Here is a 13,546-nt window from a genome sequence, read left to right on the forward strand (position 1 = left end):
TCGTCTGCCGTTTTAACAATTGTGATGGCAGGTTTCGGTGTCCGTCAACACAGTGAGAAAAACGGGGAAATAAGGAGGAGGAACCGATGCCTGTGATCGATATGACCTCGAAGGAACTGATCCGGGCCATCGATCACTACATCAATTCCCGCAGAAATCTCGAATGGCCAATTTCCACGGCGCAGGCGGTGTCAGCCATCCGTTACGAACTGCCAGAATGCACTCTCTCCGACAAAGAACTGGCGGACATTGTTGCCAGCTCAGCAATTCAAAAGCATCGCAACATCGCATTTGACCTGCAGTCGTAGCCATGCTCATGCATGTCGCCCAAAACGCCTCGGTTTGGAACAAAGACATGCATGAAAACAGAAACCTGACACAGGTCGCCCGCCTCGACGCATGCCGGGGCGGGCGCTTTGGAACATGCGGTCATTGAAGGACCTGGACGATTTTCCGGGTTTCCGGGTCGACCAGAACTGTTCGATTGTCGACCACGACGTAGCGGTATTTCACATCGGGAACTTCATGAAGTTCGACCGTATCAGGCACGGTGGATCCGACATTGAGTTCCACGCCGGGCAGTTGGACCGAGGCCAGCGGCTGCTTCTTCACATACTCCTTGATAACGGTTTCTTGCTCCGGCTGGATGACCACATCTTGCGCCGCGGCCGCTCCGGCCCCCGCAAGAAACAGGATGCCCACTGCCGTTCCCAGTAGATATTTTTCCACTTCTGTCTCCATCAGATGTTGGGCAGGGCGCCAAGCCGACGACGCCACCGGCGTTTCGGCAGGTGCGCCCTATGCGCCGAACTTCGCAAAATGCCGGCAGTTCCATCCGCTCCGGAATATATTAGCCTTCGGTGGAACAATCACGGGGTGGCAAAGTTTTGCCGCGAAGGGACTGCCATCCTAGGAGATTTCCCATGAGAACCACTCTGATCACCAGCATGTTAGCGCTTACCCTCGGATGTGGGGCGGCAATCGCGCAGACCCAGCAGCAGTCGGGCGAAGCGGCCCAATCGGGTGGGGCAGACACTTGCGCAGCCGGCTCGGCCAATTGCCAGAAGGGCGGCAGCACCGAGCAGCAGACGCAAGGCAAGGCCGGCATGAAGACCGACGAGCAGGCGCAAGGCAAGGCCGGAGCGAAGACCGATGAGCAGGCGCAAGGCAAGGCGGGCGTAAAGACCGACGAGCAAGCGCAGGGCAAGGCGGGCATGAAGACCGACGAGCAGGCGCAAGGCAAGGCGGGCGTAAAGACCGACGAGCAAGCGCAGGGCAAGCCCCGCATGAAGACCGACGAGCAGGCGCAGGGCAAGGCGGGCGTAAAGACCGACCAGCAGGCGCAAGGCAAGCCCCGCATAAAGACCGACGAGCAGGCGCAGGGCAAAGCCGGCGCGACTACCGATCAGCAAGCGCAGGGCAAGGCCGGTATGACGACCGACCAGCAGGCGCAGGGCAAGGCCGGTACGACTACCGATCAGCAAGCGCAGGGCAAAGCCGGTACGACGACTGATCAGCAAGCGCAGGGCAAGGCCGGTACGACGACCGACCAGAGTTCAACCGCTTCAATCAACAATATATCCGTCGAGCAGAAGACCGAAATCACCAACGTCATCCGCGAGACGAAGGTGGAACCGGTCTCGAACCTCGACGTGGACATTTCGGTCGGCGTGAAAGTGCCGAAGCAGAAGGTGCGGCTGCATCGACTTCCGCACCGGATCGTCGAAATCGTTCCTGCCTATGAGAGCTATGAATATTTCCTCCTGGCCGATGGCAGGATTGTTATTGTCGATCCGAACTCATATGAGATCGTCGCTATCCTGAGTTAGGAACCGAGCCGACCAACAAAAGCCCGCTCTCCATCGAAAGCGGGCTTTTGCGGCGCCTTCGGGCTCGAAAAATGCCAGTCGTGCGTCCCCTATTCACTCCGCTGCCATGTCGGGTGCCCGGCTTCGTACCGGGCCTAGCGCGTCGGCGTTCTGCACCAGTGCGCGCATGTAGCCCAATGCGAAGGCCTTGCCGGCGTGCCATGGCGCGTCGCAGGCCATCTCAGGCGTGTGATCGGGTATCATGACGCCTTGATAATTCTCGTCGCGCAGAATGCGCACAATCTCGGCCATGTCGATGTCGCCGTCGTCGACGAAGGTCTCATGATATTTCGGCACTTTGCCCCGCACATTGCGGAAATGGATATAGCCGATGCGGCCACGCCGCGCGAAACGGCGCACATGGCTGTAGATCTCCTCGGTCTGCGGCATCTCCTGCAGCGAGCCGAGGCAGAGTTCCAGCCCGTTGGCGGGCGAGTCGACGATATCCATCAGCCGATCATATTTCTGCGGCCGGTTGACGAGGCGCGCCGTGCCGCGCAGCGCCTCGGCGGGTGGATCGTCGGGATGCGCAGCCATCACGACACCGGCCTCTTCGGCCACCGGTACGATTTCGCGCAGGAAGACACCAAGCCGTTCCCACAGTTCTTCTTGCGAGACCCTGACAGGCGCGGCGCCGGCTCGGCCCGGCCGGTAGCGCATATTCCAGACCACTCCGTCGGGCAGCGGCAGGTCTGGATCGATGTCGGACAAATCGAGCCCCACGGACATGGCGTCGCCGCGCGCGAATGGCCCGCGCTGCCAGCCCCACACGCCCGCGATCGAGAAGTTGTAGCCTATGCAGGGAATGCCGGCCCGGCCGGCGTCACGCACCAGCCGCTTGAGTCCTTCGAGCTGCCTCGCCCGGTCGGGGCCGCCGAGCAGCACGTCGGACCAGAAGCGCGGCGACAGGTTTTCAATGCCGGCGATCTCCAGGCCATTGTCGCGTACGGTCTTCACCAGTCCGGTGAAATCCTCATAGCTCCACAATCGATCCGTTGAACAATCGCCCCAGCCATCCGTTTCGCTGCCGGCCGACAGCGAGGGATCGCGGCCGCGAAAATAGTTGGTCAGATGCGCAACGACATGCGTTGCGCCGGCCTGTCGGGCAAAGCGGAAATTCTCCGGCGTCAGCGAATCGCGATAGAGGCCAAGTCCGATCTTCATCCGCGCCGCCCTACTTGACGCCGATGCCGGCGGTGAGGCCGCCATCGATCTTGTAGTCAGCGCCTGTGCAGAAGCCGGCTTTCGATGAACACAGGAAAGCGATGAGTTCCGCCACTTCCTCCGGCTCGCCGATACGGCCGAGCGGATGGGCGGCGCCGAAGCGCCTGTAGGCTTCTTCGACATCGGCGTCGCTGCCATTGTCGCCACGCGCCGCCTTCTCGAGGATTGGCGTGCGGATCGAGCCCGGGCTGACCGAATTGACCCGGATGCCGGCCGCGGCATAGTCGAGCGCCAGCGAACGCGTCAACGTGTGGATGGCGCCCTTGGTCGTGGCATAGGCTGCGACGTTCTGCTGGCAGGCGAACCCCTGCACCGAGGCGACATTGACGATGGCACCGCCGCCTCGGCGGATCATTTCGGGAATGCCGAAATGCGCGGTAAGGTAGATCGACCCGACATTGACCGTCATCGCCCGGTTCCAGGTTTCCCAGTCGGTGGTGGTCGCCGTGCCGTAGGGGTGGACCGCCGCCGAATTGACAATGATGTCGATGCCGCCGAACCTCGCGACGCCCGCTGCGACCGCGTCGCGCACCTGGTCGGAAACGGAGACATCCACCGTTTGCACCAGCGCATTCGCTCCGGCCTTGGCGAGGCTCTCCTGCATGGCGGTATTGGCCGCCCGGTCGATGCCGCAGGCGATGATCGCAGCGCCGCCTTGCGCCAGGCGACTCGCAGTGGCGAGCGCGATGCCGGTCGTGCCGGTGATCAGCGCCACCTTGTTCTCAAAATCAGACATGATGCAAATCCTTGGAAGATGCCGGACCCGGATGCACCGGGTTTGCCGCCGACATACGGGCGTTTTCGAGGTCGTCGGGAACGAAGCGCAAGCCGAAATCGAGATGCCGGCTCATCAGGTAGCAGTAGGCAATGCGGTCGCGCGCGCGCAGCGCCGCGATGATCTCGCCATGCGCGTGGCGTGTTTCGCTCAGCACCGGCCGGATGGATTTGCCGACGGTCATGATGTGCAGGATGACCGGCGACAGGAACTGATAGGTCTGCACCAGCATACGGTTGCCGGCGAGCTTCATCAGCGCCAGATGAAAATTGAAATCGCGTTGCGCGGCTTCCTGGACATCCTTGCTGGTCTCGATCAGGTCATTGACCTCATCCAGGGCTTCAAGTTCGGCGGCACTGGCATTGAGGATGATGTGGTCGCCGACGCTCACTTCGATGATGCGGCGAAATCCTTGTATGTCGTGAAAGGACGTTTTCGATATGTCCATCTGCGCGGCGAAAAAATTCTGGATCGCGACATTCTGGCGATCGGCGAGCACCGCGCCGACGCGCGGCTTGGGATCGATCAGCCCATAGGTTCGGATGGTGCGCAGCGCCTCGCGTATCGTGTTGCGGCTGGCGCCGAACAGTTCGCCAAGCTCCCGTTCGGTGGGCAGCACATCGCCGATGGACATGGCGCGATTGCGGATGAGGTCGAGGATCTGCCGCACGGTCTGGTCGACGGCGGAACTGCTGATCCCGGCTTCGTCTGCCGCCTCCATCGAATCGTGGCTCGCCTGTTCCACCGCAAAACTCCTTGCTATTTGTTGGACCACCCTAGGGCTCGATCCACAGGAAATCAACTGTATGGCGACGGAAAGGTTCTGTTGACAGGCTTGTGGTCCGACAATATGGTCGCCGCCAACCCTGAGGAGGCTTCATGGAAAAGTGCTGGCGCTGGTATGGTCCCGATGATCCGGTGACGCTTGAACATGTCAGGCAGGCCGGCGCCACCGGCGTTGTCTCCGCGCTGCACCAGATCTATGACGGCCGCGCCTGGCCTGAGGCCGATGTGCTCGAGCGCAAGCGGATCATCGAGGCGGCCGGCCTGAAATGGTCGGTCGTCGAGAGCATTCCGGTGCACAATTCCTTCAAGGTCGGCGCGCCCGAGCGCGAGCGCTATGCCGGCTACTACCGCGACAGCATCCGGGCGCTCGCCAAGGCCGGCATCGAGACGATCTGCTACAATTTCATGCCGGTGGTGGACTGGACCCGCACCGACCTAATGTATCGCCTGCCGACAACCGGCTATGCGCTGCGCTTCGATGCGATCGATTTCGCGGCCTACGATCTTTTCGTGCTGCAGCGCAAGAACGGTGCGGCAAGCTATACGCCGGCGCGTATCGCCGAGGCCGAGAAGCGGCTGAAGATGCTGACGCCAGAGCAGATCGACCGCATCGAGCGCAACCTCATTGCCGGCCTGCCGGCGACCGAACGCAGCTATAACAGGGACAGTTTTCGCGAAGCCCTGGCTGAATACGATTCGATCGGGCCGAAGGAGTTGCGCGACAACCTCGCCTGGTTCCTGCGCGAGATCATTCCGGCGGCCGAAGAGGAGGGGGTGCGCATGTGCATCCATCCCGACGACCCGCCATTCTCGCTCTACGGCCTGCCGCGCGTGGTTTCGACGGCACAGGACGCGCGTTTCATCCTCAACGCCGTCGACAGTCCCGCCAATGGACTGACCTTCTGCACCGGCTCCTATGGCACGCGCGCCGACAACGACATCGTCCCCATGGTCAAGGAATTCGCCGACCGCATCCATTTCGTCCACCTGCGCAACATCACCATCGAAGAGGACGGCTCGTTCTATGAAGCCGAGCATCTCGAAGGTGGCACCGACATGGCGCACGTCATCCTCGCTCTGATGCAGGAAGAAAAGCGTCGTCGCGAGCAAGGCCGGGCCGACTGGCAAATCCCGATGCGGCCGGACCATGGGCATCTGCTTGCCGACGACATCGGCAAGAAAAAGATCAACCCCGGCTATTCGCTTATCGGACGGCTCAAGGGGTTGGCTGAACTGCGCGGCATCATGCGCGCCGTGGAGCGTTTCGATCTGGCTTGAACCCTGCATCGGCCAGTCGGGAGGATGTGTGTGCTTTTTGCGCAAATGAAAACAAGTTGCGCATATGAAAAATGGTGCTAGTGTCGATGGCGAGCCGGCTATTGCCGGTGCCGGGAGGATTTGAGTGGCATGACGAAGCTGCGCGGACTGGCGTGGGATCATAGACGATGCTGGGGTCCGCTGGACGCCAGCATCGAGTCCTATTGCGCCGCGCATCCCGGCCTGGAGATCCAATGGGACCGCCGCAGCCTCTATGAATTCGGTGAGGGCGCCCTCGGTCCGGTGCTCGGCACTTACGATCTGGTCGTGTTCGACCATCCCTTCATCGGCGATATCGCCCAGGATGAACTGATGGTCCCGTTCGACGCTTATCTGTCGGCCGAACAGATGCATTTCTTCGAACGTGACTCAGTCGGGGCGTCCTGGCGCTCCTACCAGAAGAACAGCCGTCAGTGGGCGCTGCCGATCGATGCCGCCTGCCAGGTCGCCTCCTATCGGCCGGATTTGCTGGAGCGCTACGGGCCGGTGCCCAGCACGCACCAGGACGTGCTGGAGCTTGGCCGGCGCGCGCGCAGCGACGGCAAGTGGCTCGGCCTGCCCTTCGTGCCGACCGACGCCATGTGTCTGCTTCTGACGCTTGGCCGTCCCCAGGAAGATGGCGAGCAATTCATCGCGAAGGAAATGGTCGAGCAGGCGATTGCGCAATTGCGCGAGCTTGTCGCGCTTTCGCACCCGGACTCGTCGAAATGGAATCCGATCCGCTGCTACGACCACATGATCGCGCATGACGACGTTGTCTACGTGCCGTTCGCCTTCGGCTATGTGAACTACGCCTCGAAACCCGACAGACCCCATCTGCGCTTCGCCGACGTGCCCACCCCGCAAGCCGCCGGCGCCTTGCTCGGCGGTGCCGGCATCGGCGTCAGCGCCCAATCGAAGCACAAGCAGGCCGCGATCGACTACGCGCTGTTCCTGTGCTCGCCCGAATACCAGCGCGGCGACTATGTGAAATCTGGCGGACAACCGGGTTCGCTGGCTGCCTGGAAGGATGCCGGGGTCAATGGTCTTTCCGGCGATTTCTTCGGCTCGACGCTGCGGACGATCGCCTCGTCCTATCTGCGTCCGACCCATCCGGGCTTCATCGCCTTCTTCCGCGAATGCGCGCCGCATGCCGCCGCAGCCATAGCCGGTGACATGTCGGCGACCGAACTCGCAGGCCACGTCAACAGCCTCTACCGCGAAACCAGGCAAGTCCAGCCGGAACGGAGCGTCGCCTGATGGCCGCCAGCGTTGCCGAGACGCTCGACGAGGGCGAAAGCGGCCGCAACGGCTATCGCGTGCCGGCGGTGGAGAAGGCGCTCGACGTTCTGGAATTCATGGCCTCCAGCGCCGAAACGCTGACCCAGACCGAGATCGCGACCGGCCTCGGCCGCTCCATTCACGAGATCTACCGCATCCTGCTTCTGCTGGAGAAACGGGGCTATATCTTTCGCACGCAATCGGACCGTTTCCGGCTGTCGTTGAAGCTGTTCGAACTGGCGCACATGCATCCGCCGGTAAACCGGCTGGTAGAATGCGCTCTGCCGGTGATGCGCGAATTGACCGCCAATGCCGACCAGAGCTGCCATCTCGTGGTGCGCGAGGGCCAGAACGCACTGGTGGTTTTGCAGATCGATTCGCCGCTGCCGATGCGCTACTCGGTAGCACTCGGGTCGCATTTCCCGATCCTCGAAACAAGTTCGGGTGCCGTGCTGCTCGCCCATTCGAACCGGGCCGAGCGCGACCGCATCGTCGAGCGCATCGTGGCCGCCGGTGAGGGCCAGGGCACGCGGGCCGAAATCGAGGCGCGGCTGAACGAGGTCGCCAGGCTCGGCTACGAGATGCGCGCTTCCTTGGCCGTTGCGGCCTGCACCAACATCTCCATGCCTGTGCACGATCACACCGGTGCCGTCATCGCCGCGCTAACCGTGCCGCTGCTGCCGCAGAAGGCGGCGCGGTTCGACAGCGAAACCGTCTTCGAAAGCACCCGCGCCGCCGCCGAGAAGATATCGGCGGCACTCGGCTGGGGCGAAGCCACCAACTCCTTACGTGCCGACCCGGAACGGCGGGACTATCCGTTCAGCGACTAACAAAAGCGATAAATCTGGGAGAAGAAAATGCTCTGGTCCAAGTCAATCCTGTTTGCGTCCGCCGCCGTGCTGGCGCTCGGCGCCGCCGCCGCGCATGCCGAGAACATGCCCAAGCGCATCGGCTACGTCACCAACTACGCCACCCATGAGTGGTATCAGAACGTCATCAAGGGCATGAAGGCTCACGGCAAGGAACTCGGCATCGAGGTCGAGGTGCAGGATGCCAATCTCGACATAGCCAAGCAGGTCGCCGCGGCCGAAGACTTCATCGCCAAGGGCGTCGACGTGCTGATCATCACCCCGGTGAACGAAGAAGGCGTGGTGCCGCTGCTGCGCCAGGCCAAGGCCGCCAACGTGCCGGTCGTGCTGGAAGGCAATCCGGTCAAGGGCATGACGACCATGGTCGCCATCTGCGACTACGACACAGGCTATTTCTCCGGCGTCGAGGCCGGCAAATACGCGAAGGAAAAGCTCGGCGGCGTTGCCAAGGTGATGAATGTCGGCCTGCCGCTGCTTTCCGCCACCGTGCTGCGCTCCCACGGCTTCATGGACGGGCTGAAGACCATCATCCCCGATGCGGTCATGGTCCACGATCTCGACGGCGGCGGCAATCCGGACCGCGCTCTCGAAGTGTCCTCCGCGGCACTGGCCAAGAACGCCGATATCAACATCATCTACGGCATCAATGATTCGTCTTCGTTGGGTGGCCTGCAGGCCTGGAAAGCGGCGGGCAAGTCGCAGGATGGCCTGTTGACGGTCGGCACGGGCGGCGAAGGGCTTGCCTTCATCAACGCGATGCAAAACGAGCCTTCCTACCGCATCGAAGCCGCGATGTTCCCCGAGAAGGAAGGCTTTACCGCCATCGATGCCGCGGTGAAGCTTTTCAACAATGAGGAAGTGCCGGAGCACATCGTCAGCCCGACCGCGCCGATGAACGGCGACGATTGGAAGAAGTTCTATGACTATGACGGCACCACCCGCACCATCAAATGGGATGCCGTCAACGCGCTGCAGCCGCCGGCAAAGTGCATGAAGACCTCCGCCGACCTGAAGAAATAAGGCCGGCCGATATCGCCCTTCCCGTGTTGCGGGAAGGGCAGGCGGCCAGGACCTTTCGGTGGCCAAGACAAATGCCGGGTTCGACACGATAGGTTCCAGAGGGACCAGGCAAACGGCCGGGAATGGACTGAAATGAGCGAGCTTACACAGGCCTCCGCGTCGAAGCGTTTCATCGGCGGCAACCTTCTGGGCAGCAGCCAGCTCGTGCTGGGCGCAATCCTGGCCGTGCTGTGCATCGCCATCTCGATCGCGGCGCCGCAATTCTATTCGGAGGCCAACATCATCGCCATCCTGCGCCAATGCGCTCTGGTGCTGATCGTCGCCTCGGGCATGACCATGCTCATCATCACCGCCGAGGTCGACTTGTCGGTCGGCGCGTCGCTCGCCTTCGTCGGCTGCATCGGCATGGCAGTGCTCAATTCCACCCATAGTCTTACGCTCGGCATGCTGGCGGCGCTCGCCTTTGCCGGCGGGGTCGGCCTGTTCAACGGGCTGGTCGTCACCAGGCTCAGGGTGAATTCGCTGATCGCCACCATCGGCACGATGATGATGCTGCAGGGCGGCGTCTATCTGTTCACGCGCGAGGCGGTGCAGAACCACAACCAATTGGCAAGCTTCACCGATCTCGGCGCCGGTTATGTCGGCCCCGTGCCGGTTCCCGTCATCCTGGCGGCGCTGATCTTCGTGGTTGCCTATGTGACGCTGCGCTTCACCACGCTCGGCCGCTACCTCTACGCGGTCGGCGCCAATGAAAAGGCGGTGCGCCTGTCAGGCATTCGCTCGGAACGGCTCAAGCTGTTGGCCTTCGTCGTCACCGGCCTGTGCGTCGGTGTTGCCGGCATGATCCTGTCGTCGCTGATGAATGCCGGCCAGCCGACCGCCGGCCGTGGCTTCGAACTGACGGTGATTGCCGCCGTCATCCTCGGCGGCACCAGCCTGCTTGGTGGCCGCGGTTCGCTGTTCGGTACCTTGCTTGGCGTTCTGGTGCTGAAGGTGATCGACAACGGCATCATCATCCTCGGCTGGAACCAGGATTTGCAGATGGTGGTGCCGGGCATCGTCATCATCCTGGCAACCTATCTCGACATCATCCGGAACAGAGCCAATGTCCGTTGATTTCCTGCATCCTGGCGAAGGCGCGGCCATCGATACCGATGTGCCGGCGCTGGAATTGCGCGGCATCGGCAAGCGCTTTCCCGGCGTCGTGGCGCTCGACAATGTCGACTTCACCCTGGAGCCCGGCAAGATCCATGCGCTGATGGGCGAGAACGGCGCCGGAAAGTCGACGCTGATCAAGATCATGGCCGGCGTCTACGGCAAGGACGCCGGCTCCATTCGCATGCGCGGACGCGAGGTCGACATCAAATCGCCGCGCGACAGCTTGAAGCAAGGCATCAAGGTCGTGTTCCAGGAGATCGCGCTGATCTCCGAATTCACCGTTGCCGAGAACATCTTCCTGGAAGGCTATCCGACCGGCAGGACGGGCTCCATCGACTGGAAGAAGATCCGCGCCGATTCAGCCGCGCTCTTCGACCGCATCGGCTTCAACGTCGATCCGGCGGCGCGCACCGGCTCGTTGCCGGTCAGCCAGCAGCAAATGGTCGAGATCGCCCGCGCGCTCGCTCATGAAGCCCGAGTGGTGGTGATGGACGAGCCGACATCCTCGCTGACGCCGAACGAGGTTTCGCTGCTGTTCACCGTCATCCGCCGGCTTGCCGGCCTTGGCATCGCGGTGGTCTATGTCAGCCACAAGCTCGACGAAGTGTTCGAGATCGCCGACACGGTGACGGTGCTGCGCGACGGGCGCCACATCTCGACCAAGCCGATCGGCGAGCACACCAACGACACGCTGATCCAGGACATGATCGGCCGGCGCATCGAAAATCTGTTTCCCCGCAAGCGTGGCGCACCGGCTAGCAAGGTAGCCCTGTCAGTGGACAAGCTCAGCACGGCGAAGAAGCTCAACGGCGTGTCCTTCGAGGCGCGCGCCGGCGAGGTGCTCGGCTTCTTCGGGCTGATGGGCGCCGGTCGCACCGAACTCGCCAAGGCGATCGTCGGTTACGATCCGATCACTTCGGGCACGATCACCGTCGACGGCCAGCGCCTCTCGCCGCACGATACGCGCACCGGCGTCAGGTTAGGTATCGGTCTGCTCACCGAGGATCGCAAGAGCGAAGGGCTGATGGGCGAGCTGCCTGTCTACCAGAATGCCAGCCTCGCCTCGCTCGGCGCCTTCGCCCGCATGGGCTTCGTCGATAGGGCCAGGGAACACAAAGCGGTGCAGGATTACGTCGACCGCTTCCGCATCAAGACGCCCAGCCTGTTCCAAGAGGTGAAAAACCTCTCAGGCGGTAACCAGCAGAAGGTGCTGATCTCGCGCTGGCTGATGCGTGGCCTCAAGGTCATCGTCGTCGACGAGCCGACCCGCGGCATCGATGTCGGCGCCAAGTCGGAGATATTCGCCTTGATCGACCGGCTCGCCGGCGAAGGCCTGGCGGTCATCATGATGACGTCGGAAATGCCGGAGCTTACTCGGTCTTGCCGACAGGGTCGCGGTGATGTGCGAAGGCCGCCTGACCGCGATCATGCCGCGCGACGAAGCCACGCAGGAGAAGATCCTCAATGCGGCGATCGGATAAGACATGAGCGTTGTGAATACAGTCTCCGCGAAAGCCCGGCCGTCCATGCTGGCGCGGCTCTTTGCCCGGCAGGAACTTGCGCTGCTGGTCTGCCTCGTGCTGGTGCTGGCTTTCTTCTCCGTTACCGTCGAGAATTTCTTCTCCGTGCGCAACATGACCAATGTGCTCGGCCAGGCCTCGCTCGCGCTCACCGCCGGCATTGGCTGCGCCATCGTCTTCATTTCCGGCGAGGTCGATATTTCGATCGGATCGCTGCTGGCGACCATTGCACTGCCGCTGATCATCATCATGAACGACACCAATTCGCTGCTGCTCGGCGTCGGCGGCGCGCTGTTGTTCGGGCTGATCATCGGTGTCGTCAACGGCTATCTCACCGCCTATGCCGGCATCAACTCGCTGATCGTGACGCTGGGCACGATGTTCATCATGCGCGGCGGCGTCTATCTCTACACTGGTCAGCGCGCGATCCCTGACGATGCCAGCCTCGACAGCTTCATCGCGCTGTCGGATGGCCGCCTGTTCAACGTCATCCCCTATTCGGCCGTCATCGCCATCGTCCTGCTCGCCGCCTTCGCCTACATGATGCAGCACCGGCCGTTCGGACGGCAAATCTATGCCGTCGGCGGCAATCAGGAAGTGGCCCGTCTTGCAGGCTACGACGTGCGGCGGGTCAAGTTCATCTGCTTCATCATCAGCGCGCTGCTGGCGACGGTCGCCGGCATCATCCTGGCCGCGCGGGTCGGCTCGGCACAGCATACGGCGGGGCTCAATTTCGAATTCCAGGTGGTTGCCGCCACCGTGCTCGGCGGGGTCAGCCTTGCGGGGGGCATCGGCAGCCTGACCGGCATGGCGCTGGGCGTGCTGATCCTGCAATTCCTGTCCAACGGCCTGCGCGGACTTGGCCTGCCGACCGAGTGGCAGTTGGTCATCACCGGCATGATCATCATTGCCGCGGTCGCCCTTGATGAAGCGAAACGCCGGCTTGCGAATGGAGGCTGAAGATGGCTCGTCTTGAAGCAAAAATCGCCGTCATCACTGGTGCGGCCGACGGGATCGGCCACGCGATCACGCAAGCGATGGCGCGCGAAGGGGCGCATGTCTTCCTGGGCGACATCGCCGACAGCGCTGGTGAGGATTTCGCGGCCGCACTTCGCGCCGCCGGCCACCGCGCCGACTATCTGCATTGCGACGTTTCGCAGGAGGCCGACATTTCAGGCCTCATCGACAGTGCCGTCAAAAAGACGGGACGCCTCGACATCCTCGTCAACAACGCGGCCATTGCCATTGGCGGCATGCCGGTGCACGAGATGACCGACGAGCAGTGGCACCGGCTGATAGCAGTCAACCTGACCAGCGTGTTTCGCGGCTGTAAATACGCGCTGCCGCACATGATCGCGCAGAAATCGGGCTCGATCATCAACATGGCCTCCGCGCAAGGCCACATCGGGCTTGATGGCTGGACCGCCTATGCCGGTGCCAAGGGCGCGGTCATGGCGATGACACGCCAGATGGCGGTTGAATTCGGGCCGCTGAACATCCGCGTCAATTCGATCTCGCCGGGCACCATCAACACGCCGATGAACGACAAACTCATCAAGGAGATCGGCGGCAATCTTGCCAAGGCCTGGGTCAAGATGCATCCGCTCGGCCGTATCGGCGAGCCTTCGGAAGTGGCCGAGGCCGCCGTCTATCTTGCCTCCGATGCCGCCGGCTTCACCACCGGCACCGACCTGCGCGTCGATGGCGGGCTGACGGCGGCGCCGCGCTACGTTCCCGAACTGCTTTGAA

General features: G+C 62.5%; 13 protein-coding genes and 1 pseudogene. 10 read left to right on the top strand and 4 right to left on the bottom strand.

Going from position 1 to position 13,546, the window contains the following annotated elements:
- The first annotated feature begins 86 nt into the window (after positions 1 to 86).
- Complete coding sequence (locus tag FJ949_RS16880) at positions 87 to 308, top strand: hypothetical protein (RefSeq protein ID WP_140497477.1); 222 nt, start codon at positions 87 to 89, stop codon at positions 306 to 308.
- A gap of 121 nt (positions 309 to 429) precedes the next feature.
- On the opposite strand, the gene FJ949_RS16885 is transcribed toward FJ949_RS16880, so the two are convergent.
- Complete coding sequence (locus FJ949_RS16885; protein WP_224519082.1) at positions 430 to 729, bottom strand: DUF1236 domain-containing protein; 300 nt, start codon at positions 727 to 729, stop codon at positions 430 to 432.
- Positions 730 to 923: 194 nt separating this feature from the next.
- Here FJ949_RS16885 and FJ949_RS16890 point away from each other — a divergent pair, with 194 nt between their 5' ends.
- Positions 924 to 1,829, top strand: coding sequence for a DUF1236 domain-containing protein (locus tag FJ949_RS16890; protein WP_140497481.1), 906 nt, complete (start codon positions 924 to 926; stop codon positions 1,827 to 1,829).
- 93 nt (positions 1,830 to 1,922) lie between these two features.
- On the opposite strand, the gene FJ949_RS16895 is transcribed toward FJ949_RS16890, so the two are convergent.
- The 3 genes from FJ949_RS16895 to FJ949_RS16905 are packed head-to-tail and all read right to left on the bottom strand — an operon-like array spanning position 1,923 to position 4,612.
- Positions 1,923 to 3,032: a mannonate dehydratase gene (locus tag FJ949_RS16895; protein WP_140497483.1), complete on the bottom strand. Its 1,110-nt coding sequence runs from the start codon at positions 3,030 to 3,032 to the stop codon at positions 1,923 to 1,925.
- A gap of 10 nt (positions 3,033 to 3,042) precedes the next feature.
- Positions 3,043 to 3,828, bottom strand: coding sequence for an SDR family oxidoreductase (locus FJ949_RS16900; RefSeq protein ID WP_140497485.1), 786 nt, complete (start codon positions 3,826 to 3,828; stop codon positions 3,043 to 3,045).
- Positions 3,821 to 4,612, bottom strand: coding sequence for a FadR/GntR family transcriptional regulator (locus FJ949_RS16905; RefSeq protein WP_224647130.1), 792 nt, complete (start codon positions 4,610 to 4,612; stop codon positions 3,821 to 3,823). The genes FJ949_RS16900 and FJ949_RS16905 overlap by 8 nt, the downstream gene beginning before the upstream one ends.
- 134 nt (positions 4,613 to 4,746) lie before the next feature.
- Between FJ949_RS16905 and uxuA the strand changes: the two genes are divergently transcribed.
- The 8 genes and pseudogenes from uxuA to FJ949_RS16945 all read left to right on the top strand — a co-directional run bounded on the left by uxuA (position 4,747) and on the right by FJ949_RS16945 (position 13,545).
- A complete protein-coding gene (gene uxuA / locus FJ949_RS16910; RefSeq protein WP_140497487.1) occupies positions 4,747 to 5,931 on the top strand; it encodes a mannonate dehydratase in 1,185 nt (394 codons plus the stop codon).
- Between the two features lie 129 nt (positions 5,932 to 6,060).
- Entirely contained in the window at positions 6,061 to 7,209 is a 1,149-nt protein-coding gene (locus tag FJ949_RS16915; protein ID WP_140497489.1) for an extracellular solute-binding protein, read from the top strand.
- Positions 7,209 to 8,060 carry an IclR family transcriptional regulator gene (locus FJ949_RS16920; protein ID WP_140497491.1) on the top strand — a complete coding sequence of 284 codons (852 nt, stop codon included), beginning with the start codon at positions 7,209 to 7,211 and terminating at the stop codon, positions 8,058 to 8,060. Before FJ949_RS16915 ends, FJ949_RS16920 begins: the two co-directional genes overlap by 1 nt.
- Positions 8,061 to 8,087: 27 nt before the next feature.
- Complete coding sequence (locus FJ949_RS16925; RefSeq protein ID WP_027027652.1) at positions 8,088 to 9,119, top strand: sugar ABC transporter substrate-binding protein; 1,032 nt, start codon at positions 8,088 to 8,090, stop codon at positions 9,117 to 9,119.
- Positions 9,120 to 9,251: 132 nt separating this feature from the next.
- Positions 9,252 to 10,235, top strand: coding sequence for an ABC transporter permease (locus FJ949_RS16930; protein WP_140497493.1), 984 nt, complete (start codon positions 9,252 to 9,254; stop codon positions 10,233 to 10,235).
- 142 nt (positions 10,236 to 10,377) lie between these two features.
- Positions 10,378 to 11,484 (top strand): annotated as a pseudogene (locus FJ949_RS16935) (sugar ABC transporter ATP-binding protein); the annotation flags it as partial.
- Between the two features lie 427 nt (positions 11,485 to 11,911).
- On the top strand, positions 11,912 to 12,757 hold the full coding sequence (locus tag FJ949_RS16940) for an ABC transporter permease (protein ID WP_246680014.1): 846 nt from the start codon (positions 11,912 to 11,914) through the stop codon (positions 12,755 to 12,757).
- A gap of 2 nt (positions 12,758 to 12,759) precedes the next feature.
- Entirely contained in the window at positions 12,760 to 13,545 is a 786-nt protein-coding gene (locus tag FJ949_RS16945) for an SDR family oxidoreductase (RefSeq protein ID WP_140497497.1), read from the top strand.
- Position 13,546 lies beyond the last annotated feature (1 nt).

It is taken from the genome of Mesorhizobium sp. B2-4-1 (genome assembly GCF_006442185.1).
GTDB lineage: Bacteria > Pseudomonadota > Alphaproteobacteria > Rhizobiales > Rhizobiaceae > Mesorhizobium.

Excerpts from the sequence above, each read along its gene's own strand:
- FJ949_RS16880 (WP_140497477.1), top strand. The coding sequence starts at position 87 with ATGCCTGTGATCGATATGACCTCGAAGGAACTGATCCGGGCCATCGAT.
- FJ949_RS16890 (WP_140497481.1), top strand. The coding sequence starts at position 924 with ATGAGAACCACTCTGATCACCAGCATGTTAGCGCTTACCCTCGGATGT.
- FJ949_RS16895 (WP_140497483.1), bottom strand. The coding sequence starts at position 3,032 with ATGAAGATCGGACTTGGCCTCTATCGCGATTCGCTGACGCCGGAGAAT.
- FJ949_RS16900 (WP_140497485.1), bottom strand. The coding sequence starts at position 3,828 with ATGTCTGATTTTGAGAACAAGGTGGCGCTGATCACCGGCACGACCGGC.
- uxuA (WP_140497487.1), top strand. The coding sequence starts at position 4,747 with ATGGAAAAGTGCTGGCGCTGGTATGGTCCCGATGATCCGGTGACGCTT.
- FJ949_RS16915 (WP_140497489.1), top strand. The coding sequence starts at position 6,061 with ATGACGAAGCTGCGCGGACTGGCGTGGGATCATAGACGATGCTGGGGT.
- FJ949_RS16920 (WP_140497491.1), top strand. The coding sequence starts at position 7,209 with ATGGCCGCCAGCGTTGCCGAGACGCTCGACGAGGGCGAAAGCGGCCGC.
- FJ949_RS16925 (WP_027027652.1), top strand. The coding sequence starts at position 8,088 with ATGCTCTGGTCCAAGTCAATCCTGTTTGCGTCCGCCGCCGTGCTGGCG.
- FJ949_RS16930 (WP_140497493.1), top strand. The coding sequence starts at position 9,252 with ATGAGCGAGCTTACACAGGCCTCCGCGTCGAAGCGTTTCATCGGCGGC.
- FJ949_RS16940 (WP_246680014.1), top strand. The coding sequence starts at position 11,912 with ATGACCAATGTGCTCGGCCAGGCCTCGCTCGCGCTCACCGCCGGCATT.
- FJ949_RS16945 (WP_140497497.1), top strand. The coding sequence starts at position 12,760 with ATGGCTCGTCTTGAAGCAAAAATCGCCGTCATCACTGGTGCGGCCGAC.